22 protein-coding genes are annotated in these 19077 nt (G+C 65.4%); 14 read left to right on the top strand and 8 right to left on the bottom strand.

Annotation, left to right across the window (positions count from 1 at the left end; translation table 11 throughout):
• Positions 1-172 precede the first annotated feature (172 nt).
• From ACFVUS_RS26815 to ACFVUS_RS26805, 3 genes are all read left to right on the top strand, one after another.
• Positions 173-730, top strand: a complete 558-nt coding sequence (locus ACFVUS_RS26815; protein WP_387772023.1) for an ArsR/SmtB family transcription factor — start codon at positions 173-175, stop codon at positions 728-730.
• A 17-nt stretch (positions 731-747) separates the two neighbouring features.
• Positions 748-2181: an alpha/beta hydrolase family protein gene (locus tag ACFVUS_RS26810; RefSeq protein ID WP_387772020.1), complete on the top strand. Its 1434-nt coding sequence runs from the start codon at positions 748-750 to the stop codon at positions 2179-2181.
• 199 nt (positions 2182-2380) lie between these two features.
• Complete coding sequence (locus ACFVUS_RS26805) at positions 2381-2647, top strand: hypothetical protein (protein ID WP_387772017.1); 267 nt, start codon at positions 2381-2383, stop codon at positions 2645-2647.
• Here the strand turns inward: ACFVUS_RS26805 and ACFVUS_RS26800 are convergent.
• Both ACFVUS_RS26800 and ACFVUS_RS26795 read right to left on the bottom strand, forming a co-directional pair.
• Positions 2644-3897 (bottom strand): helix-turn-helix domain-containing protein, encoded by a 1254-nt coding sequence (locus ACFVUS_RS26800; RefSeq protein ID WP_387772014.1) that lies wholly within the window; start codon positions 3895-3897, stop codon positions 2644-2646. The genes ACFVUS_RS26805 and ACFVUS_RS26800 overlap by 4 nt on opposite strands.
• Positions 3898-4099: 202 nt before the next feature.
• Positions 4100-4675 carry a TetR/AcrR family transcriptional regulator gene (locus tag ACFVUS_RS26795; RefSeq protein WP_387772011.1) on the bottom strand — a complete coding sequence of 192 codons (576 nt, stop codon included), beginning with the start codon at positions 4673-4675 and terminating at the stop codon, positions 4100-4102.
• A 186-nt stretch (positions 4676-4861) separates the two neighbouring features.
• Between ACFVUS_RS26795 and ACFVUS_RS26790 the strand changes: the two genes are divergently transcribed.
• Together ACFVUS_RS26790 and ACFVUS_RS26785 are read left to right on the top strand one after the other, a co-directional pair.
• Positions 4862-5317 carry a 4-oxalocrotonate tautomerase family protein gene (locus ACFVUS_RS26790; RefSeq protein WP_387772008.1) on the top strand — a complete coding sequence of 152 codons (456 nt, stop codon included), beginning with the start codon at positions 4862-4864 and terminating at the stop codon, positions 5315-5317.
• Complete coding sequence (locus tag ACFVUS_RS26785) at positions 5314-6804, top strand: wax ester/triacylglycerol synthase family O-acyltransferase (protein WP_387772005.1); 1491 nt, start codon at positions 5314-5316, stop codon at positions 6802-6804. Before ACFVUS_RS26790 ends, ACFVUS_RS26785 begins: the two co-directional genes overlap by 4 nt.
• Here the strand turns inward: ACFVUS_RS26785 and ACFVUS_RS26780 are convergent.
• Positions 6722-7177, bottom strand: coding sequence for a hypothetical protein (locus ACFVUS_RS26780; RefSeq protein ID WP_387772002.1), 456 nt, complete (start codon positions 7175-7177; stop codon positions 6722-6724). The genes ACFVUS_RS26785 and ACFVUS_RS26780 overlap by 83 nt on opposite strands.
• Before the next feature lie 396 nt (positions 7178-7573).
• Between ACFVUS_RS26780 and ACFVUS_RS26775 the strand changes: the two genes are divergently transcribed.
• The 5 genes from ACFVUS_RS26775 to ACFVUS_RS26755 all read left to right on the top strand — a co-directional run bounded on the left by ACFVUS_RS26775 (position 7574) and on the right by ACFVUS_RS26755 (position 10136).
• On the top strand, positions 7574-7894 hold the full coding sequence (locus ACFVUS_RS26775; protein WP_387771999.1) for a DUF6191 domain-containing protein: 321 nt from the start codon (positions 7574-7576) through the stop codon (positions 7892-7894).
• Between the two features lie 305 nt (positions 7895-8199).
• Complete coding sequence (locus tag ACFVUS_RS26770) at positions 8200-8865, top strand: HAD family hydrolase (RefSeq protein ID WP_387771996.1); 666 nt, start codon at positions 8200-8202, stop codon at positions 8863-8865.
• Positions 8866-8941: 76 nt separating this feature from the next.
• Positions 8942-9085, top strand: a complete 144-nt coding sequence (locus ACFVUS_RS26765) for a hypothetical protein (protein ID WP_387771993.1) — start codon at positions 8942-8944, stop codon at positions 9083-9085.
• A gap of 62 nt (positions 9086-9147) precedes the next feature.
• A complete protein-coding gene (locus ACFVUS_RS26760; protein ID WP_387771990.1) occupies positions 9148-9717 on the top strand; it encodes a hemerythrin domain-containing protein in 570 nt (189 codons plus the stop codon).
• 86 nt (positions 9718-9803) lie between these two features.
• Positions 9804-10136 carry a VOC family protein gene (locus ACFVUS_RS26755; RefSeq protein ID WP_387771987.1) on the top strand — a complete coding sequence of 111 codons (333 nt, stop codon included), beginning with the start codon at positions 9804-9806 and terminating at the stop codon, positions 10134-10136.
• Between the two features lie 28 nt (positions 10137-10164).
• On the opposite strand, the gene ACFVUS_RS26750 is transcribed toward ACFVUS_RS26755, so the two are convergent.
• Positions 10165-11724, bottom strand: a complete 1560-nt coding sequence (locus ACFVUS_RS26750) for a flavin-containing monooxygenase (protein ID WP_387771984.1) — start codon at positions 11722-11724, stop codon at positions 10165-10167.
• Positions 11725-11884: 160 nt separating this feature from the next.
• Positions 11885-12550 carry a TetR/AcrR family transcriptional regulator gene (locus ACFVUS_RS26745; protein WP_387771981.1) on the bottom strand — a complete coding sequence of 222 codons (666 nt, stop codon included), beginning with the start codon at positions 12548-12550 and terminating at the stop codon, positions 11885-11887.
• Positions 12551-12655: 105 nt separating this feature from the next.
• Here ACFVUS_RS26745 and ACFVUS_RS26740 point away from each other — a divergent pair, with 105 nt between their 5' ends.
• Together ACFVUS_RS26740 and ACFVUS_RS26735 are read left to right on the top strand one after the other, a co-directional pair.
• Positions 12656-13489 carry an alpha/beta fold hydrolase gene (locus ACFVUS_RS26740; RefSeq protein WP_387771978.1) on the top strand — a complete coding sequence of 278 codons (834 nt, stop codon included), beginning with the start codon at positions 12656-12658 and terminating at the stop codon, positions 13487-13489.
• Positions 13490-13577: 88 nt separating this feature from the next.
• The gene (locus tag ACFVUS_RS26735) at positions 13578-14066 is read left to right on the top strand and encodes an Lrp/AsnC family transcriptional regulator (RefSeq protein WP_387774714.1); all 489 of its coding nucleotides are present in this window, start codon (positions 13578-13580) and stop codon (positions 14064-14066) included.
• Positions 14067-14070: 4 nt separating this feature from the next.
• Here the strand turns inward: ACFVUS_RS26735 and ald are convergent, their stop codons facing one another.
• Both ald and ACFVUS_RS26725 read right to left on the bottom strand, forming a co-directional pair.
• On the bottom strand, positions 14071-15177 hold the full coding sequence (gene ald / locus ACFVUS_RS26730) for an alanine dehydrogenase (protein ID WP_387771975.1): 1107 nt from the start codon (positions 15175-15177) through the stop codon (positions 14071-14073).
• Positions 15178-15295: 118 nt separating this feature from the next.
• Positions 15296-16345: a helix-turn-helix domain-containing protein gene (locus ACFVUS_RS26725; protein WP_387771972.1), complete on the bottom strand. Its 1050-nt coding sequence runs from the start codon at positions 16343-16345 to the stop codon at positions 15296-15298.
• 145 nt (positions 16346-16490) lie between these two features.
• On the opposite strand from ACFVUS_RS26725, the gene ACFVUS_RS26720 reads away from it, so the two are divergent.
• Together ACFVUS_RS26720 and ACFVUS_RS26715 are read left to right on the top strand one after the other, a co-directional pair.
• Positions 16491-17027, top strand: coding sequence for a hypothetical protein (locus ACFVUS_RS26720; RefSeq protein ID WP_387771969.1), 537 nt, complete (start codon positions 16491-16493; stop codon positions 17025-17027).
• Between the two features lie 38 nt (positions 17028-17065).
• Positions 17066-18094, top strand: coding sequence for a helix-turn-helix domain-containing protein (locus ACFVUS_RS26715; RefSeq protein ID WP_387771966.1), 1029 nt, complete (start codon positions 17066-17068; stop codon positions 18092-18094).
• A 65-nt stretch (positions 18095-18159) separates the two neighbouring features.
• Here ACFVUS_RS26715 and ACFVUS_RS26710 read toward each other — a convergent pair whose 3' ends face one another.
• Positions 18160-19029 carry an alpha/beta hydrolase gene (locus ACFVUS_RS26710; RefSeq protein WP_387771963.1) on the bottom strand — a complete coding sequence of 290 codons (870 nt, stop codon included), beginning with the start codon at positions 19027-19029 and terminating at the stop codon, positions 18160-18162.
• Positions 19030-19077: the final 48 nt, after the last annotated feature.

Below are 19077 nucleotides of genomic sequence, written 5' to 3'. Positions count from 1 at the left end.
CACGTCTATGCGTATTGCGATCGAAGGTCTTGCCGTTTGCTGATCGCTTGCCATTCTCGATCAAAGCCATTGATCTCGCGGCGCGGCTCGCTAGATCGGTTGCCGTGCCGCACAGGCGGATACGTACAAAGACTCTTTGCAAACCATCTTTGCAAGCGCTATCGTCAATGCCATGGCAGACCAACCTCGCGCTCGGACCATCACCGATGTCGCCGCACTCCGTTTGCTCGCGCACCCCCTGCGCCGACGGATCGAGGAACAGCTGCGCAAAGGCCCCGTGAACGCGACCTCGCTGGCGCAGGCGCTGGGGGAGAGCACCGGGCTCACCAGCTATCACCTGCGTCAGCTGGCCAAGCACGGCTTCATCGAGGAGATTCCCGAGCTCGCCAACGGTAAGGAACGCTGGTGGCGTGCGGTCCCCGGCGACCTGCGTTATCCGTCCTACAGCGAACAAACCGACGAGATGCGCACGGCCACAGCGGAAATGACCCGGCACAACCTCGCCGAGCTGGTCGAACTCTATGAGGCGTACGAACGGGCGGCTCCCGACCTCGGCCCGTGGGCCGACGCATTCCTGTTCTCCCGGGCCACGATTCGCGTCGATCGGGCGCAGCTTCGCGAGTTCTTCGAGGAGTACATCCAACTCGTTCAGCGCTACGGCCTGGCCGACAACTCCGATCCCGGCCGAAAAGCTGTGCTGCTGCGCATGTTCGGCTTTCCCGAAATCTGACGAGCCGAGGTTCTACCGTGCTCCACTTCTCATTCGTCCGCCGCTTCTTCGCCGCGGGCGTGCTCACCGTGCTCCTGGCCGTCATCACATTCCCGATCACCGGTTTCGCCACTGCCGCAACGGCTGTCGATTGCGAGAGCTTCAGTTGCACCGACGTTGCCTTCACCGGTGGAGGTGGACTCACCCTGCACGGCACGGTGATAGGCCCGGCCGGAACGCCTTCCGAGACGCCGGGCGTTGTGCTGGTGGGCGGCTCCGGCCCCGTGCCTCGCACCCAACTCCAATTCGAGGCCCGCGCCTTCGCCGCGGCGGGAATCACCGCGCTCATCTACGACAAACGCACCGACGGCTACTCATTCACCCACCGGGACTTCGCATTACTGGCCGACGATGCGCTGGCTGCCGCCCGAGCCCTGCGACATACCGCAGGCGTCCGCGCGGATAAGGTCGGCTTGTGGGGATTCAGCGAGGGCGGCTGGGTCGCGCCGCTGGCCGCATCGCACTCGGCCGATATCGCCTTCCTGATCACCCTCGGCGCATCCGGTTTCAGTCCACTTCGTACGCAAACGTGGAGTCTGGCAATGAACTTGCGTCATCGAGGCGCACGCGGATCGCTGCCCGAAACCATCGCCGGTCCCACCGCCCGCCTACTCGGTGACACCGGCGCATTCCCGGCGGCGGACTTCGACCCGCTGCCCGCACTCACCGCCCTGCGGATTCCCGTCCTCGCCCTATGGGGTCAGTACGACATGCAGGTCCCGCCCGCCGAAAGCGCTGCGGTACTGCGGAATACGCTCACCGCATCACCCTCGGTCACCATCGACTTTCTCCCTGACGCCGCCCACAACGGTCGCTCGACCAGCAATGGATTCGATCGACTCGGCGTCGCGCCGGGCGCGGCCGCCCCACCCGGAGCATTCGCCCCCGGCTACCTCGACACGATGACCACATGGATTCACCGCACAGCGGACGGAACCCCACCGCCGTCATCGGCTGCCGCACCACCCTCACAAACCGTCACCAGTACCGATCCCGGCCACGGCTGGTCGACATCCGCGCGAACACAGATAGCCCTCTGTATCGCAACGATTCTCGCCTTCACGGCGTACCCGCTTCGAACGTCGACGAAAGGCGGCACCACCCGCGCAACCCGGCTCAGCCGCCTACTGTCCTGCACCGCAGTGGTATCGATACTCGCGACACTCACGTACACGCTCTCGATCCTCGTCTTCAACGCGCAGCCAACCGGTCCGACCATCGCGTCCCGTTCCCTGATATGGCTGATCCTGCAATCACTCGCCGTGCTCACAACCGTATTCCTCGCGGCCACCGCGATCACCGCGGCCCGCCCCGGCCTGCCCACCCGGCACCGAATCGCACAGTCCGTCCCGCTGCTGGCCGGATGTCTTTGGCTCGCATGGGCAATCATGTGGGGCCTATTCTCCGTCTGACGGCCCGTCCGCGATCCGACCGGGCCCCCGCATGCAAGGATGGCGCTGCGTTCAATGCTCAATTGACAAGGGAGACTTGGTGTCCGCAAGATTCGCAGGGGTCGGCATCGTATGCGCGGGACTGATGGTCGGGGTAACCGCTTGCGGGGGATCGACAGACGGTGAATCGAAGTCACCGGCACCGTCCGTGGCGACCACGGTGGCATCGGTCGCTGATCAATGCCATGCCAAACCGTGGCCGATCGCGCTACCGGACTGGCGCGGGCAACGCTTCGACTCGGCGATCCAGGGCGACGGGGCATGCTTCCACGTGACCACCGCAACCGCACCCGACGGCCACAATGTGCTCTTCGACAGTGGCGACACCCCAACGTATTTCGTCATTGATCAAGCCCCGGCCGCGGGCACCCCGGTCACCGAGCAACAGCCGATCACGGTCAAACTCGCACTGACACAGGGCGGTTAACGCTGCGGCGAACCGAGTCGATGGTTGAATCCGGCGACCAGGGCCACGATCAGCAGCAGTATCAGCGCGGCTGCGATGTATGAGGTGATGGCGGGCGGCAGATGGCCGGTGGCGAGGGCGAGGATATAGATCGCGATCGCGATCAAACCGCCCGCCTGTAGTGCCCGGATGGCCAGGTCGAGATGGCGCTCGGGCCGGGTGCGACTGTCCATGGGTGCGATCGCCGCGAGCGCGAGCAGCACGGTGAAGGTCGTGAACCCGAACTCCGAGCTGGCGACCAGGTCCGTGGACACGTCCTCGGTGATGTACGTGGTGGCGAGGATGCTCGCGGCCGCGTGCACGCCGAATGCCGTTGCGAAAAGCCATGACTGGATGATCCGGGTGCCGGTCAACGCACCGAACAACGCCATGGCGAGCATGGCGCCATCGGCGATCGGGTAGAGGTAGGTCAGCCGGATCTGGGCATCGTCGGTGCCGGTGGACACGGTGTCGAGGAATGCGGCGAGCAACCAGATCAGCGACGGAACCGATAGCGCGGCGACCGCGATCAGCGCGACCGAACGCATCGTGGTCATATTCGGTATCCGAGTAGGCCAGGCATTGCGCAGCCAGAGTGCGCCGATCATCAATAGCGAGTAGGCGTGGAAGCCGAGTTCGGTGATCGCGGTGCCACGGTCGTGATCACCGCCGATCTCGTGCACGGCAATCCAGCACGCCATGCCCACGGTCCAGCAGACCGTCGCCAGGCAGGCGAATATCAGCCATCGGCGATCGGATCCCCGGTCTTGCCGTGCGCGCACCCCGAATGCGATCGCGGCCGCGGTCGCGATTACGGCCTGCACGATGTCGCCGAGCCAGCGATCCGCGCTCGTTTGCGGCGGTATCGCGCTGTGTGCGATAGCCAGAATCATCAGCCCGACGGTCGCGACCGCGCACACCGGCGTGAACCACGGTCGCGGCGCGGGCCGCGGCGGCAACGGAGCGGTGATGAGTCGCGTGGGTGGAGTACCGGTCGAAGCCCACAACCACAATGGTTCGATTTCCCCGGTCGCACCGCCCAAGACTTCGGTAATAGCCGCGATCGAGGGCCACGAGGGCAATTTGTCCTCGACCGAGAACGCTCGCGAGACAGTGGTATGGCTGACCTGCGCACGTTGACCGATCGCCCGGAGACTCAACTCCGGACGTTCGCCACGCAGTTGCCGCAACTCCTGCGCCAACGCTTCGCGCCCCTGCTCGCGATGGTCCACAGCTGCGAAGTCTAGAGCCCGGACTGTCACAGTGGCACGGATCGCCCTGGCGAGTCGGACCGCTGGATCGCGCCCTGACCACTGGCAACCCGATTCTTCGATGGGGGTTTACATCGAGGTGTGACAGGCCTTGGTGGTTCCGTCGAGAGCCGAATGTCCGCTCGAGTTGCCAAATTGATGCTGCGGACGCATCGGTGATTGTCTATGGCTGGGCGAGCGTACTCAGCTGGCGGAGCATGAATGTTTCTATCCGGTCCAATGGCCGGGTGCTGCGCTGTGCGCGAGCCATCACAAGTGCGCCTTCGATCGCGGCGACCGCCGTGGTGGCGGTGTCCTCGGCGTCGCCGACTGCCATGCCGTGCTGCCAGAGTGCGGATGCGAGGGTGGATTCCCATTCGGTGAACGCCTCACCCGCGCGTTCCCGCGCACCCGGGGTGTCCGCGCCGGACATGCCGCCGGCCGCCACGGGGCAGCCCGCCATGTAGTCGCTGTCGAGGAGTTGGCTGCGGAAGTAGTCGACGAACGCGCTCACCGCTCCCGCGGGTCCCTCGGCGGTGAGCAGTGCGCTGATCATGCGGCCCATCGTGCGCCCGGCGAGATCGGTTGCCTCCTCGGCTAATTGCGCTTTGCCGCCGGGAAAGTAGTGGTACACCGAACCGCGCGGTGCGCCGGTGCGCTCCATGATGTCCGCGAGGGCGGTGCCCGCCACCCCGCGTTCGCGGAACAGCAGGGCCGCGCCGGTCAGCATCCGGTCTCGGCTCTCGCCGCGCTGCGTCATCACGCCTCCTCGTCCAGCCGCCCGGAAATATGTCGCTCAGCATAGCTTTCTGGCCTGCGGCGTACAGCAGCGCCCCGCTAACCCCGCGTCCAGCTTGCCGTGACGGACATTGACACCAATTACCTCACAGCCTAGCCTTCCTCAAAATTATATCGCTCGGTATAACTTCGAGAGAGGACGGACGCCATGCCGATGATCGATGTGACAGTGGTGCGGGGGTCGATCGCACCGCCGAAGACCCAGGCCCTGCTCGACGACCTCGCCACGACCCTGCTGCGCTGGGAGGGAGCCCCGGATACGGAGTTCTTCCGCGAGGTCACCTGGGTCTACCTGCACGAGATCGACGCGGACCGGCTCGCGGTCGGCGGCCGTCCCGGCGGGGCTCCCCGATTCCGGATCGACATCACGGTCCCGGCGGGCGCGCTATCGGAACGCCGCAAGACCGGACTGATCGCCGATGTGCACGCCACCGTTGTCGCCGCGGCTGAACTGGATCCGCACAGTGCGCAGGCCATGCACGTCTGGACGCTGATACGTGAAGTGCCCGAGGGCAATTGGGGCGTAGCCGGGGCCCCGGTCGCCTTCGCGCAACTGAAGCAGGCATCGGCCGCCGAGCACGAGCGCATCGACAGCCCCCGATGACCACCATGCTGAGCCCGCTCGACGCGGCGTTCCTGTGGGGCGAATCGGACTCGGATCTGATGAACATCGCGCACCTGGACATCTTCCGATTGCCACCGGACGCGGGACCCGGCTACGTCACCGAGGTCATCGATCATCTGCGCGCTTTCACCAGTGCCGCAACCCCTTTCGACCGTCGACTGGCGTCGTCCGGGATCAGCCGCATACTGCCGCGGTGGGAGCGCGTCGATGAGCCGGACCTGGACTACCACCTGCAACGCCATGTCCTGCCCGCGCCGGGCGGCCAACGCGAACTGGGCATCCTGGTCTCGCGCCTGCACGGCATCCGGATGGATCGCACCCATCCGCTCTGGCAGGTCCACGTCATCGAGGGTATCGGCGAGGGGCGCATAGCGCTCTACATCAAGGGCCACCACGCCCTGTTGGACGGCGTCGCGACGGTACGCCTCGCCCGCAAGGTGATGTCCGATGATCCCCACGAGCGCGACAGGCCCGCGATCTGGGCATACCGCGAGACCCGTGCGCAACGGCCTCGTGCGGCCGGAACAGACTCTGCCGCAACCGAAATGGATTCGATCTCGCAGATGCTTCGCGCACCGTTCGACATGGCGCGCGCACAACTCACCGGCCTGCAAGCGCTCACCCGCATGTACGGCGGTTTGGCCGAGGCGACGGTCCGCGAGGTCATCCCCGGCATGAGCGCGAACGATGACCCGTTGATCAAGCCCTACACCGCACCCCGCTCCATCCTCAACGGCCCGATCACCGCCGATCGCCGAATCGCCACGCAGTCATTCGATCTCGCGCGCATCACCGATCTGGCCGCCAGATCCGGCGGCACCGTCAACGATGTCATCCTCGCCCTGTGCGCCGGTGGCCTGCGCCGCTACCTCGCCGAAATCGGCGAACTCCCCGCCGCCGCCCTGATCGCAGGCATGCCGATGTCGTTCCGCCCCAAGGACAGTGACGACGCCGAAGGCAACGCGACAACCATGGCGCTGGCCACCCTGGCCACCGATATCGACGACGTCCGAACCCGCTTCGCCACAATCGTCGCCTCCACCGTCCACGCGAAACAACATATGAGCCGTATGTCCGCCACCGCGGTCATGGCGTACACCGCAATGCTGATGGCCCCCTTCGGAACCGGCCTGGTCCTCGGCCTCGGCAGCCGCGTCAAACCGATGTTCAACGTCGTCGTATCCAACCTCGCGGGTCCTCGAACCCCGTTGCACTACAACGGAATGACTCTCGAGGAGTGGCACGCCGTATCGATTCCGCTCGACGGCCAAGCCCTCAACATCACCATCATGTCCTACGCGGGACGCCTCAACCTCTGTATCACCGCGTGCGCCACCGCCCTCCCGCACATCCAGCGCCTCGCCCCGTACTGCGGCGAAGCCCTCACCGAACTGGAAGCGGCCTTTCCGGTGTCCGGGTCTTCCGCCGAACCCACACGGCGCCAAGGCCAATCGCGAAGGCAATGACGAGATAAATCACGCTCACTACCAGTCGTAGGTACCACGACTGGTCGGGGTCACTTCGCAGAGGGAGGACCACGTTCAGCAGCATGGTGAACGACAGGATCGCGAGCAGCCAGGTCAACACCCAGCTCAGCGCGTTGCGCAGGCCCTCGCGCCACGGCCTGGCCTCGGGCGTACCGCGGCGGCGAATCCACAGCGCCGCGGCGGTGAACCCGATCGCCGCGGAGAGGCACAGCGCGGCCCACAACACCCGATCATGAACCGAGTCGCCCGGGCCGCGCGTACCGGTGACTCCGGCGTACACGAAGAACACCGCGTACAGCCCCAGTAGCGCCACCCACGCCCAGCGCAACACAGCCCGAATACGTTCGCGCACAATTTGAATGCGCTCGTTCGTCGCCGGTGTATGCGAATCAGCTTGTGCCCGTAAGCTATTTCTAGGTCGGATCACCAAAGCTCCGAATGCGATCACTATCGCCGCACCGATTGCGATAACTCCGATCCAGCCATACCAGTAACCAGCGTCCAAGTTATGTACACCACCCCTCCTGGCTCCCCGGCCGCGATCGAGCTATTGGCTAAATGATTGCTAGATTGTGTCACAAATGCCTCTCTATGCCCAATGGTCTGCACAGGAAAGAGATAGCTATCTCATAGCTAAACCTGCTTCCCGGCCGTATTGAAATTGGAGCCCGCCGCCGCACGATCCGCTCACCCGCATCTCGGATCTCCGGACGGCGTACCGTCGAGACGGAAGGCGGAAGGGGTAGATATGCCCTTGGTGTGGGTAATTGTCGGCATCGTCGTATTCGGTGTGGTCCTGGACCGCGGTTTCGTCATAGCCGAGCGCCGCGGGTGGATCGCCTCGCGCACCAAGACCACCGGCGGCGGCGCCGCAGGCATGTTCGGTGAACTGCAAGCGCTGATGGCCCCGTCGAGTCAGCACACCCAGCAGGAACGGCGCAGCCGCGAACTACGTGGCGAACAAATCGCCACCACGGCCGACCCCCTGGGAGTGGACCTCGCCAACGGCATCGTCCGACTACCGGACGCGAAGTCGAACCCGAACCGAACGGACCCCCCGGAAAACTGAAGCCCCGACGGCCAGCGGTCACGAAACCCATTGCGGGCGTGAAGGATGCACCGCGACCACCGATCGGACCGGCTGACGGCTACCGTGCCGAACCGCTGCTCAGCCCAGCGAACCGAAATCCCATGGCCGGCAACACCGCACGAGGGCAATGATCGCCCGGTGGCAGGACTATCGCACCGTGCCGGTGGAAGTGACCGGGGTGGCGGGCTGCCTGCCACTGTTCGGAGTGCCCGGCGCGTGATCCGCGCTTGCCCGCCGCTGTCGCGGGGGCGGTTGAGGGAACGATGAGCGGGTAGCCGTCGTAGATGACCGAATCCACCATCGCGGTTCTGGATATCGACGGGACGCTGATCGACTCCAACTATCAGCACGCGCTGGCCTGGTTCCGGGCATTGCGCTCGGTCGGGGAGACGTATCCGATCTGGCGGCTGCATCGGCTGATCGGCATGGGCGGAGACCAACTGCTGACCGAGCTCGGCGGTCCGGACCTCGAGCGGCGGGTCGGCGATCGGGTGAGGGAGGAGCAGGGCAAGCAGGTTGACGCGTTGATCGAGGAGATGGTGCCGCTGCCCGGCGCACGCGAGCTGCTCATCGCGATCAAGCAGCGCGGCCATCGTCTGGTGCTCGCCAGCTCCGGTCAGCAACGCCACGTCGAGATCTTCCTCGACAAGCTCGCGGCCCGAGACATCGTCGATGGATGGACGACCAGCGATGATGTCGAGAACTCCAAGCCCGCACCGGATCTGCTGCAGGTGGCCCTGAAGAAGCTGTCCGCACCGCAGGACGCGCCGAGCGTCATGATCGGCGACTCGGTGTGGGACGTCGAATCCGCCAAGCGCGCCGAGATGCCGGCGATCGTCGTGCGGTCCGGCGGTTTCGGAGATGACGAACTCCGTGATGCCGGGGCGGTGGCGCTCTACGACACCCCGGGCGATCTGGCCGAGGCGCTGGGCGACACTCCGCTGGCGTGAGGCATCCGGGTTTGCTGTGCCAGAGCCCGGGTATGGCGCTGGTGCATCGAAATCACATCACCGGAGGAGGTTCGAAATGCCCAAGGAATCGACGAATGAGCGGGAGCGGCAGCACGAATCCCAGCGCGATGACGACAAGCGGTCGGCGGAGCGGGACCCGGAAGGCACCACCGAAGACCAAGCCGCGAACATGGATTACGAGGGCGACACTCCCCATTGAGCCGTGCGTTTGATGGCCCATCGGGCATCCTGGCCTGAGATGCCCTGCCAGGGAGGAACTCAATGGATATCACCGATTTGATCCTCGACGACCATCGGGAGCAGCGGCGGCTCTTCGCGATCCTGGAGCAGATCGATCGTGGGGAGACCGGCGTGCTGTCGGCGATATGGGCGCGGCTCGCCACCTTCCTCGAATTGCACGCGCTTGCCGAGGAGGAGATCTTCTACCCCGCACTGCTGCGGGTAGGTATCGCGGCCAAGCGTACCGCCGGGGTCGAGGACGAGACGCTCGACGCCATCCACGATCACAACGAGATTCGGGACGCGATCGCCGAGGTGGCCTCTCATAAGGTCGGTTCCGACGATTGGTACGCGGCTGTCGCGGCGGCGAACCTGGCCAATAGTGATCACATGGCCGAGGAAGAGCGAGAAGGGCTCACCGATTTCCGGCGCTTGGCCGGGTTGCAGGCTCGTCATCAGCTCGCGGTGTCCTTCGCGGCGTTCGAGGCCAGGAACTATGCCGGTGTCGAGCCCGTGGACAAGGATCCGGAAACGTATGTCCGTGAAGTGGAGCAGGGGCAGCGGAGCGCGGCGAGTGGATCGCTGAGCGTCGGCAGCATGAAACGGAACTGATCTTTCTGGCAAGTGTGCAAGTGGTCCCGTTTACCTGGGAGCAAATCGGCAACCCGGCTCACATGATCGGAAACCTTCGTTCGGTAGTGCTCGACAGCCGGGATCCCGCCGCATTGGCGAGCTTCTATCAGCGCGTACTCGGCGGCACCGTCAAGACCGACGATGACACCTGGTCGGTCCTGACCGACGCGAACGGCCGCCGGCTCGCGTTCCAGCTCGCACCGGAATACGAGCCCCCGAGTTTCCCGGACCCCCACGGTTCACAACAGTTCCACCTCGATATCGAGGTCGACGAGATCGAGCGCGCCCAGCGAGATGTGCTGGCGCTGGGCGCGACTCGGGTGACCGACGCCGCGGGGGAGGAGAACTTCAGGGTCTTCCGTGACCCGGCCGGGCATCCTTTCTGCCTGGTCTGGTGAGTCTCAACGAACGGCTGAATTCCCTTGATCAGGGGTGGGTGGCCAACGCCCTGGCGGGATCGGCGGCGGCGAGCAGCGTCGGGCGAGTGGTGTACCGGTAGTGGTCCAGCGGGAAATGCCGGTTGCTCCAATACATTCCGGCCTGGGTCGTGGCCCGGAACGCGGGACCGTCGCCCTGGTAGTTGATGTAGTAGGTGCGTGATTCGGCGCAGCCCTGCTTGAACAGATAGGTGTTCTTGTTGCGGGCGTACATGCGCGCGAAGTACTCGTCGTGCGGCTGCTGCCGGATCTCGACGCGAGTGGCGTTGCGGCGCAACGTTTCCTTGATGGCCCGGGCGCTATGTGCGGCGGTCGCCTCGATGAGCGGGATAACCGAGCCCGGGGCATAGCCGTAGGGGCCGAAGATATGGAACATATTGGGGAACGCGGGTACCGAGACCCCTTCGTAGGCCTGGTACTTGTTCTGATCCCAGAACTCACCCAATTCGATTCCGCCGCAACCATATACGGGATACGGCGGAGTCGCGCCCTTGTCCATGACCTGGAAGCCGGTGGCCGTCACCACCATATCGAACTCGCGCAGCGTGCCGTCCTCGGTCGCGATACCGTCGGCGGTGAACTTCTCGATCGGGTTGGTCACCAAATCCACGTGCGGCTGGGTGTAGGTCCGGAAGTAGGTGTTCGAGATCGAGGGCCGCTTGCAGCCCAGCCGATAGGTCGGGGTGAGCGCGCGACGCAGCTCCGGATCGCGAATCTGGGTGAACAGGTAGGCCTTCAGCGCCGTTTCGCCGGTGCCGAGCACCGCGGAGGTGAGTCGCGGATAGTCCGACAATGCGAAGCCGATGCCAAGGAACGCGTTCACCGCGACATTCCCGATGAACCGCACCGCCTGCTGCGCGGGTGGGAAGTCGAGGGCGCGATTGCTGACCGCGCCCATCGGGAAATCGGGTTTGGGCGCGACCCAGATGGCGGTGCGCTGGAACACCGTCAACTGTTCGACCTGGGCGGCCAGCTTCGGAATCACCTGTAGCGCGGTGGCTCCGGTGCCGATGACGGCGACCCGCTTACCGCTGTAGTCATAGGAGTGATCCCAGCGCGCGGTGTGCATGAGCCGCCCGGAATAGCTGTCGATGCCCGGAATCGCCGGTGGCTTGGGCTGTTCCAGCGCGCCGACCGCACTCACCAGGAAGCGTGCGGTGATCTCATCACCGTCGGTGGTGCGCACCCGCCACAGATCCGCGGCCTCGTCGAAGCGGGCCTCGCTCGCCCCGCAGCCCAGGCGCAGTTTGCCGCGCAGACCCTGCCGATCGACGACTTCCTCCGCGTACCGCTGAATCTCGTTGCCGGGCGCGAAGAATCGTGACCAGCGCGATCGCTGCTGGAAGGAGAAGTTGTAGATCGGCGAGGGTACGTCGACGGCGACGCCGGGATAGGTATTGGCGTTCCAGGTGCCGCCGACGCTGTGCCACTTGTCGATGATCAGGAAGTTCTCGACGCCCGCGCGGCGCAGGGCCGCGCCGGTTCCGATCCCGCCGAATCCCGCGCCGATGACGAGTACGTCGAAGGAGGGTGTGCTCTTCGTGCTCATGGGTGTCTCACTAGGGGATCGGTTTCAGCAGCGGCTCGGTCGTAGGTGTCCGAGCACGAATGCGCGCAATGAGCAGCAGTCAATTACCGGACAGCAATGTCATCAAAATAAGCTGTCCCAGACAGATGTGCAAGGGTGTGCGAGACGAATTGTTCGGTGGCTACACCGAATCCGCCCCGGAACGCTCGGGGCGGTAGTGGCTCAGGAACATATCGACACCATCGCGGATGAGACGGTCGGTGAGGTCGGGGTCGATGGAGCTACCGAACGAACCCATGATCAGGTGGGGGTAGACCGTCAGTCCGAAGAATTGGATGACGGCAACCTCTGGATCGGGGATGGCCAATTGCCCTCGGTCGCATAGGTCTTGGAGCGCGCCGGCCAGGTTGGCCGCGGAACGTGCGGGGCCGCGCTGCTGCCAGGCGTCGCCGAGCTCGGGGAAACGATGTAGTTCGGCGGTGACCACATTGCGCAGCCCCAGCCGCGAGGGATCGTTCGCGGTATTGATCATGGCCCAGGCGATGCGAATCAGGGCTTCGCGGGTGTCCTCGGAATCGGCGAGATCGGCCCGGACATCGGCCAGGGTGGCGTGGGCCTCGTCCATGGCCTCACCGATGACCTCGCTGAAAAGGTCCTGCTTGCTCTTGAAATGGTTGTAGACGGTCACCTTGGAGACGCCCGCCGACGCCGCGATCGCGTCCATGCCGATGTCGAATCCATTGCGCACGAATGCTTCCCGCGCGGCGGACACAATCGCCTGGCGGCTGCGCTCGGCGCGCTTGCCGGTGGGGGCCACGGCGGGGACCCGCTCCTGATCGGTCGTCACGGATCCCATCGTACTCCCCAACTGAACTCTTGAGTACGGATCAACTGTCCTGTACCGTTCAGTTAAGTTAGCCGGACAGCATGGCTTGACGCACAGGAGTGCCCAATGATTTCCGAATCCGCTGTATCCACGCCCGCCCACACCGTCGAGGTCGACGATGCGCGCCTGCATTACGAACTGCGCGGTTCCGGCCCGCTGATCGCCCTGGTCGGAGCGCCGATGGACGCCTCCGCCTTCGTGCCGCTGGCCGAGCTGCTCGCGGTCGATCACACCGTGCTCACCACCGATCCACGCGGTATCAACCGCAGTCCGGTCCACGATCCCGAGCAGGAATCCACCCCGCGATTGCGCGCCCGGGATCTGTCCCGGCTCCTCGCGCATATCGATGCCGGACCGGCCACGGTATTCGGTTCCAGCGGTGGCGCGGTCACGGTGCTGGCGCTGGCCCAGACCCATCCCGAGCAGGTGCACACCGTCATCGCGCATGAGCCGCCGCTGATCGAACTACTCGGCGACCGCGCGGAACTGCACGCCGGTACCGAGGACATCATCGCCACCCACCTGACCGGCGACACCCTCGGCGCCTGGGCGAAGTTCATGAGCCAGGCCAATATTCAGCTGCCCGAGGGCCTGCTGGAGATGATGTTCGGTGGTGACCGCGACCCGCGCCAGGTCGCCGACGAGCATCGCTGGTTCACCCGCGAACTTCGCGCGACCACACATTTTCAGCCCGATATCGAGGCATTGCGGGTCGCGCGGGCCCGCATCGTGATCGGTATCGGCGAGGATTCGGCGGGTCAGCTGTGTGATCGCTCGTCCCGCGCACTCACCGAGGCGCTGGGCATCGAACCCACGCTGTTCCCCGGCGACCATACCGGATTCGTGGGTGATCCCGACCGATTCGCGACTCGGCTACGCGCGGTGCTGCGCGAGAGCTGATCCGGCCCGAATCTTCCAATGACATCGGGGCTCGACGCCGAACGATCTTCGATACTGTGCGGAGGTGCGAAACGATCCCTTGGTGCCGATGACAGCGTTGGACCCGTCGCGAACCGCACCGGCGCTCGATGCCGTCGACCTGGTGCTGCTGGATGAACTCGCGCGCGACGGCCGCATGACCAATAGCGCGCTGGCCGCGGCCGCCGGTATCGCACCCTCCACCTGCCTGGGGCGGGTGCGAAGCCTGGTCGAGCGCGGGGTGATTCGCGGGTTCCACGCCGATATCGATCCGGCCGCCCTCGGCCGCGATCTGCAAGCGATGATCGCGGTCCGGGTGCATTCGGACGCTCGCGGCCAGCTCGCCGCGTTCGGTGAGCAGATGGCCGCGGTGCCCGAGGTCGAGAACGTCTACTTCATCGCCGGAGCCGACGACTATCTGATCCACGTCGCCACGGCGAATTCCGACGCCCTGCGGCGGTTCGTGCTCGACAATCTCAGCGCCCATCCCGCGGTCGCCTCGACAGAGACCATCCTGATTTTCGAACACATCCAGACCGCAGGCCGCGAATCATCCTGAGCCGCTAGACCGCCACCCGCTCGACGGCGTAATCGTGCGCCGCCGCAACCGATTCCGAAAGCAGGGCACCGGCATGGGTGCTCAAACCCGCCGCCAGGCCGGGATCGGCGGCGGTCGCAGCACGCCAGCCCTTATCTGCCAGCGCCACCACATACGGCAGGGTCGCATTGGTCAGCGCGACGGTCGAGGTGTGCGGCACCGCGCCCGGCATATTCGCCACGCAGTAGAAGATCGAATCGTGCACCCGGTAGGTGGGCTCGTCATGGGTGGTGGGCCGCGAGTCCGCGAAGCAACCACCCTGATCGATCGCGATATCGACCAGCACCGAACCCGGCTTCATATGTGAGACAAGGGCATTCGACACCAGTGTCGGCGCCTTGGCGCCCGGCACCAGGACCGCGCCGATCACCAGATCCGCCTCCAGCACCAGATTGTCGATCTCGGTGCGGTTGGACACCACGGTGCGAACCTGCCCGTGATAGAGATCGTCGATCTCGCGCAGCCGTGCGACATTCAGGTCCAGCACGGTTACATCGGCGCGCATGCCGTGCGCGATGGCGATGGCATTGCGCCCCGCCACACCGGCGCCGATGACAACCACATTCGCGGGCCGCACACCCGGCACGCCACCGAGCAGCACACCGCGCCCACCGCCGCTGCGCATCAGGTGATAGGCCCCGGATTGGGTCGCCAATCGCCCCGCGACCTCGCTCATCGGAGCAAGCAGCGGGAGCGAACCGTCCGCGCCCGTGACGGTTTCGTAGGCGATGGCGGTGATGCCGGAGGCCAGCAGCGCATCGGTGCAGTCCCGCGATGCGGCCAGATGCAGATACGTGAACAGCACCTGTCCGGCCCGCAATCGCGAATACTCCTCGGCCACCGGCTCTTTCACCTTCAGCACCAGATCCGCCGCACCCCAGACCTCATCGGCCGAGTCCAGCACCCGGGCCCCCGCATCGAGATAGGCCGCATTGTCGAACGAGGATCCGATCCCGGCATCGCTCTCGATGTAGACCTCATGTCCGCGATGCACCAACTCCCGCACGCCCGCGGGCGTGGACGCGACCCGGTACTCGTGATTCTTCACTTCGCGGGGGATTCCGATCCTCATTCAGCACTCCCTGAACGTCAGCGACTGCGGCCGATCGACCGCTCACGGAGAGTATGAATATGATTCGAATCAATCGCTATATCTCTGAACATAATTCTGTAAACACAGAATCCATCATTCAAAGTCGCGAATTTGTGGCGCGAGTCACCAGCTCAGCTGAAGGATCTTCGCCCGTCCGCCGGAACTCGCCCGGCGAGCGACCGGTCTGCCGCTGAAAGGCCCGCTGCAATGCGCGCGGGTCGGTATAGCCGAGGCGGGTCGCTATAGACCGAATCGGAAGATCGGTCTCCCGCAACAGTTCAGCTGCCTGCTCGTGGCGAATGAAGTCGATCTCATCGCGCCAACTCGTGCCCTGCTCCCGCAGTCGCCGCTGCAGCGTGCGCGGACTGATCGACAACCGCAGTGCGACCTGATCAAGCCGATATTCGCCGCCCCGAACCGCTTCCCGCAGCGCCATCCGCAGCCGATCACCCTGGTGCGGTGGCAGTTTCGCCTCGGTGATCAGCAATTCGGCATGCCGCCGATGAATGCGCCCTAGCTCCGGATCGCTACCGGTTGGCAACTCGGCCACGTCGAGAAACGTCATCTCGGCATACGGTGCGTCGAATTCGATACGGCCGGTACCGAATACCTCCTTCAGATGCCGATGCTCGCGCGGCGCCCCGTGCCGGAAGCTCACCCGAATGGGCACCAAATGCTGCCCGGTGGCCTCCCGCGCCCGCCGCAACATCACCGACAGCGTGAACTCGTCGACCATCCCCAGAATCGGCCCGGGCTCCACCGACGATAAATCCCGCACCGTCAACAACCCGCCACTGACGATCACCTGCGCCCCACCGCGCGGATCAGCCACCACCGCACGCAATTCGGTCACCGTCCGCAAACTCTCCGCGAGCGTAGCGCCACTGGTGAACAGGTAATCCCACACCGTGAGCCGCCCCCGCGTCGCGGTCGCCGCCATCCGCGCCCCCGACCGATACCCCACCACCGAATACAGCAATTCCCACATCCGCCAAGCGGACTCGGTAGGCACCCTCACCAAATCATCCCCGAGCACCCCCGCATCCACCCCCAGCCCACCGGCCAATTGCGCCCGGCACACCCCAGCCCGCAACGCCGTCTCCCACACCAGCGAAGCCAACCGCGAGGAGATGGTGTTCTCGATCATCGAAGCACCCTATCCCCACCCATTTCCTTCCACCTGGTCGTTTCACCCAGCCCACCAACCATTCTCGAACCCCATGCGCCCGATGCGATCACGACGCCGGAAATCTGCTGGCTTGCCCCAAGGGGCTATCAGTACGGTGGGCGGCATGAGCGGCAAGCGGTCTCCACGAGATGGTGGCCGCAACCGTCGGCGCGCCGGGCCCGCCGGTGGAATAGTGGACCCACAGCAGGTCATTGCCGGTGCCGATGTGATTGTGGCTGGCCTGTTCTCGGCCAAACGGAAGGATCACCTGGCGGTGATGGCGGAGGTCGCGACCCAGGTCGCTCGTCTCGGAGGCCACGTCGTCGAGACCTTCATTCAGCGCCGCGGCGTCTCCGGCGGCAAGAAGGGCAACGCTCCCGGCGGCGTACCGGCCATGTCCGAACCGTATTCATCCAGAACGCTGATGAGCACCGGCAAGGTGCGCGAGATCGCGGAGGCGTGTACCCGGGCAAACGCGGCGGCCGTCGTTTTCTCCAACGAGTTGTCCGCGCGTCAGCGAGCAGTTCTTGCGACCATCTGCGGTTGCCAGGTATACAGCCATGACGAGCTCGCTCGCCTCGAACCCGAGCTGATCCTTCGGCATGAGTTGCCGCCGCGCCCGAGCACGAACGCCCCTGAAGAGTTGCGAGGATATCCCTAGCAAACCGGTCGGTCTTGAATTGCCGATATGCTCCGCCGGTGATCGAAGGCACCATCCCCACTCGCACCGCGCTCGTGCTCCAGCAGACCGCATTGACGGTCGGGGTGTCCCCGACTCATCTGTCCGGCGCGGTGGAGATGGATTCGGTCGCGTTGGGGGACGATCGGGTGCGGGTGCCGATCGAATCGGCGTGGCGGATGTGGGAGATGATCGGGTTCGCCGGCGGGCCGGGTGCGGGGCTGTGTGCGAGTGCCGCGGCCGGGCGCGGGTCCCTGGGGGTTTGGGACTATTTGTTTTCCAGCCGGGCGACATTGGGCGAAAGTCTGCGCACGGTGATGGAATTGCGTTCGGCGGTGACCGACCCGTCGGTCGACTGGCAGGTGCTCGAGGACGGCGGGGTGCTGACCGTCCGGGTCGGGGTGGCGGTGGAGGCCGATCCGGTATTCGTGCCGGTCGAGGAATTCGTGCTCGCGCTGGTGCTGCGCCGGGTTCGCGAGGCCACCGGTGCGCACATCATTCCGATTCGGGTCGCGTTCACCCATCGCGCCAGTGGGCGGCACGCGCATCTGATCGACGAATTCGGCACCAGCAGAATCGATTTCGGTGCCTCACATTCGGAGATCAGCTTCCTCGATATCGCGAACCTGCCCACCGGTCGCGATCCGCACCTGGGAGATCTGCTCTGCGATTACGCGCGCCTCACGCTCGCCGGAGCACGGCCACTACCGTCCTGGCTCGACCGTTTTCACGGTGCCGTGTCGGATGCGATCGCGTCCGGTGATCTGAGCCTCGGCACGGTTTCGGCTCGAATGCTCACCAGCCCGCGCACATTGCAGCGCAGGCTGACCGAATTGGGTACCGGCTGGCGCGACGAAGTCGACCGGGTGCGACGGCAGCGGGCCATGGACCTGCTGCGCGAGACCGACCTCACCGTGCAGGCGATCGCCGCGCGCGTCGGCTTCTCCGATGCCCGCGCGCTGCGACGCGCCTTCGTGCAGTGGACCGGACAGAGCCCGGCCGACTTCCGCACCGGCCTACCGGTTCAGGTCCACCGCGGACCCCTCTGACAGCGGTGAACCGAACAACCGGGCGACACCGCCTCGCAATGACACGAGGCGGCTCATCGCCTGGTTCAGCCAGCCAGCGTCGAACGGAAGAGTTCGGCGGCGGCGTCGGCGGCGGCATTGATCAACCGAGGATCGTCGTAGAAGTCGATCTGCCCGACCGAGTCGAGCCACAGCTCGGACTTGGGGCTGGACACCGTCGCATAGAACTTGCGGGCGAACGGAGGCACCAGCGCGTTCTCCGAATGCACCATCGTGAACGGCACCGCCAGCCGGGCAGCGGCTTCGATGGTGTCGAAATCGGCTGAGTAGGCGAAGGATTGGACGGCGTACCCGTTCGTGTAGTTCGGCACCGCGCCCCGGGAGGTGCCGTAGTACTCGTACGCCTCGCGCAGCGGCATACCCACATCGCCGCCATCGGGCGCGACCGCGGGAATCGTCTCCGCGACACCGGTCTCCCGCCACACCTGTTCGGCGGCACGCCCACGAGCGATCGCCTCCTGGCTCGGCGGGGCGTCGGCGGTGTCGGAGTAGTACCCGGCCACGCCCGCGAACGCCTGGATCCGCGCATCGTCCGCGACCGCACGCGCCATGTAGCCCGCGCCCGCGCACACGCCGACCGCGACCACCGGCAGTCCGGCGGTCCGCTCATCGGCGAGCAGCGCGGTCACCGCCTGCTGAATGTCCTGGGCCTTGCCGATCGGATTCTCGAACTGCCGAGGCTGGCCCTCGCTCTCACCGAAGGTACGGTGATCGAAAGCCAGTGCGGCGAAACCGCGTTCGGCCATCGCCCGCGCATACGCACCGGCTGCCTGCTCCTTGACCGAGGTCAGCGGGCCACTGGTGACGATCGCGGCGAGCGGTTCGCCCTCGGGCAGATGCAGGACGCCAACCAGTTGATCGCCGTCGTTGGTGAAGGTGAAGTGTTCGGTTCTCACGCCGAAAGCCTATGGCGGGTTCGGTCACCCCAAACGGTCATCACGCGT

This window comes from Nocardia sp. NPDC058058, assembly GCF_042885355.1.
Taxonomy (GTDB): Bacteria; Actinomycetota; Actinomycetes; order Mycobacteriales; family Mycobacteriaceae; genus Nocardia.
The sequence above is the reverse complement of the archived record's forward strand: the minus strand, read 5'-3'. Positions and strand labels throughout refer to the sequence as shown.

Bases quoted from the DNA above. Each gene is read 5' to 3' on its own strand.
- ACFVUS_RS26815 (WP_387772023.1), top strand. From the start codon at position 173: ATGGCAGACCAACCTCGCGCTCGGACCATCACCGATGTCGCCGCACTC.
- ACFVUS_RS26795 (WP_387772011.1), bottom strand. From the start codon at position 4,675: ATGACGCAGCGCGGCGAGAGCCGAGACCGGATGCTGACCGGCGCGGCC.
- ACFVUS_RS26790 (WP_387772008.1), top strand. From the start codon at position 4,862: ATGCCGATGATCGATGTGACAGTGGTGCGGGGGTCGATCGCACCGCCG.
- ACFVUS_RS26785 (WP_387772005.1), top strand. From the start codon at position 5,314: ATGACCACCATGCTGAGCCCGCTCGACGCGGCGTTCCTGTGGGGCGAA.
- ACFVUS_RS26775 (WP_387771999.1), top strand. From the start codon at position 7,574: ATGCCCTTGGTGTGGGTAATTGTCGGCATCGTCGTATTCGGTGTGGTC.
- ACFVUS_RS26770 (WP_387771996.1), top strand. From the start codon at position 8,200: ATGACCGAATCCACCATCGCGGTTCTGGATATCGACGGGACGCTGATC.
- ACFVUS_RS26765 (WP_387771993.1), top strand. From the start codon at position 8,942: ATGCCCAAGGAATCGACGAATGAGCGGGAGCGGCAGCACGAATCCCAG.
- ACFVUS_RS26760 (WP_387771990.1), top strand. From the start codon at position 9,148: ATGGATATCACCGATTTGATCCTCGACGACCATCGGGAGCAGCGGCGG.
- ACFVUS_RS26750 (WP_387771984.1), bottom strand. From the start codon at position 11,724: ATGAGCACGAAGAGCACACCCTCCTTCGACGTACTCGTCATCGGCGCG.
- ACFVUS_RS26740 (WP_387771978.1), top strand. From the start codon at position 12,656: ATGATTTCCGAATCCGCTGTATCCACGCCCGCCCACACCGTCGAGGTC.
- ACFVUS_RS26735 (WP_387774714.1), top strand. From the start codon at position 13,578: ATGACAGCGTTGGACCCGTCGCGAACCGCACCGGCGCTCGATGCCGTC.
- ald (WP_387771975.1), bottom strand. From the start codon at position 15,177: ATGAGGATCGGAATCCCCCGCGAAGTGAAGAATCACGAGTACCGGGTC.
- ACFVUS_RS26725 (WP_387771972.1), bottom strand. From the start codon at position 16,345: ATGATCGAGAACACCATCTCCTCGCGGTTGGCTTCGCTGGTGTGGGAG.
- ACFVUS_RS26720 (WP_387771969.1), top strand. From the start codon at position 16,491: ATGAGCGGCAAGCGGTCTCCACGAGATGGTGGCCGCAACCGTCGGCGC.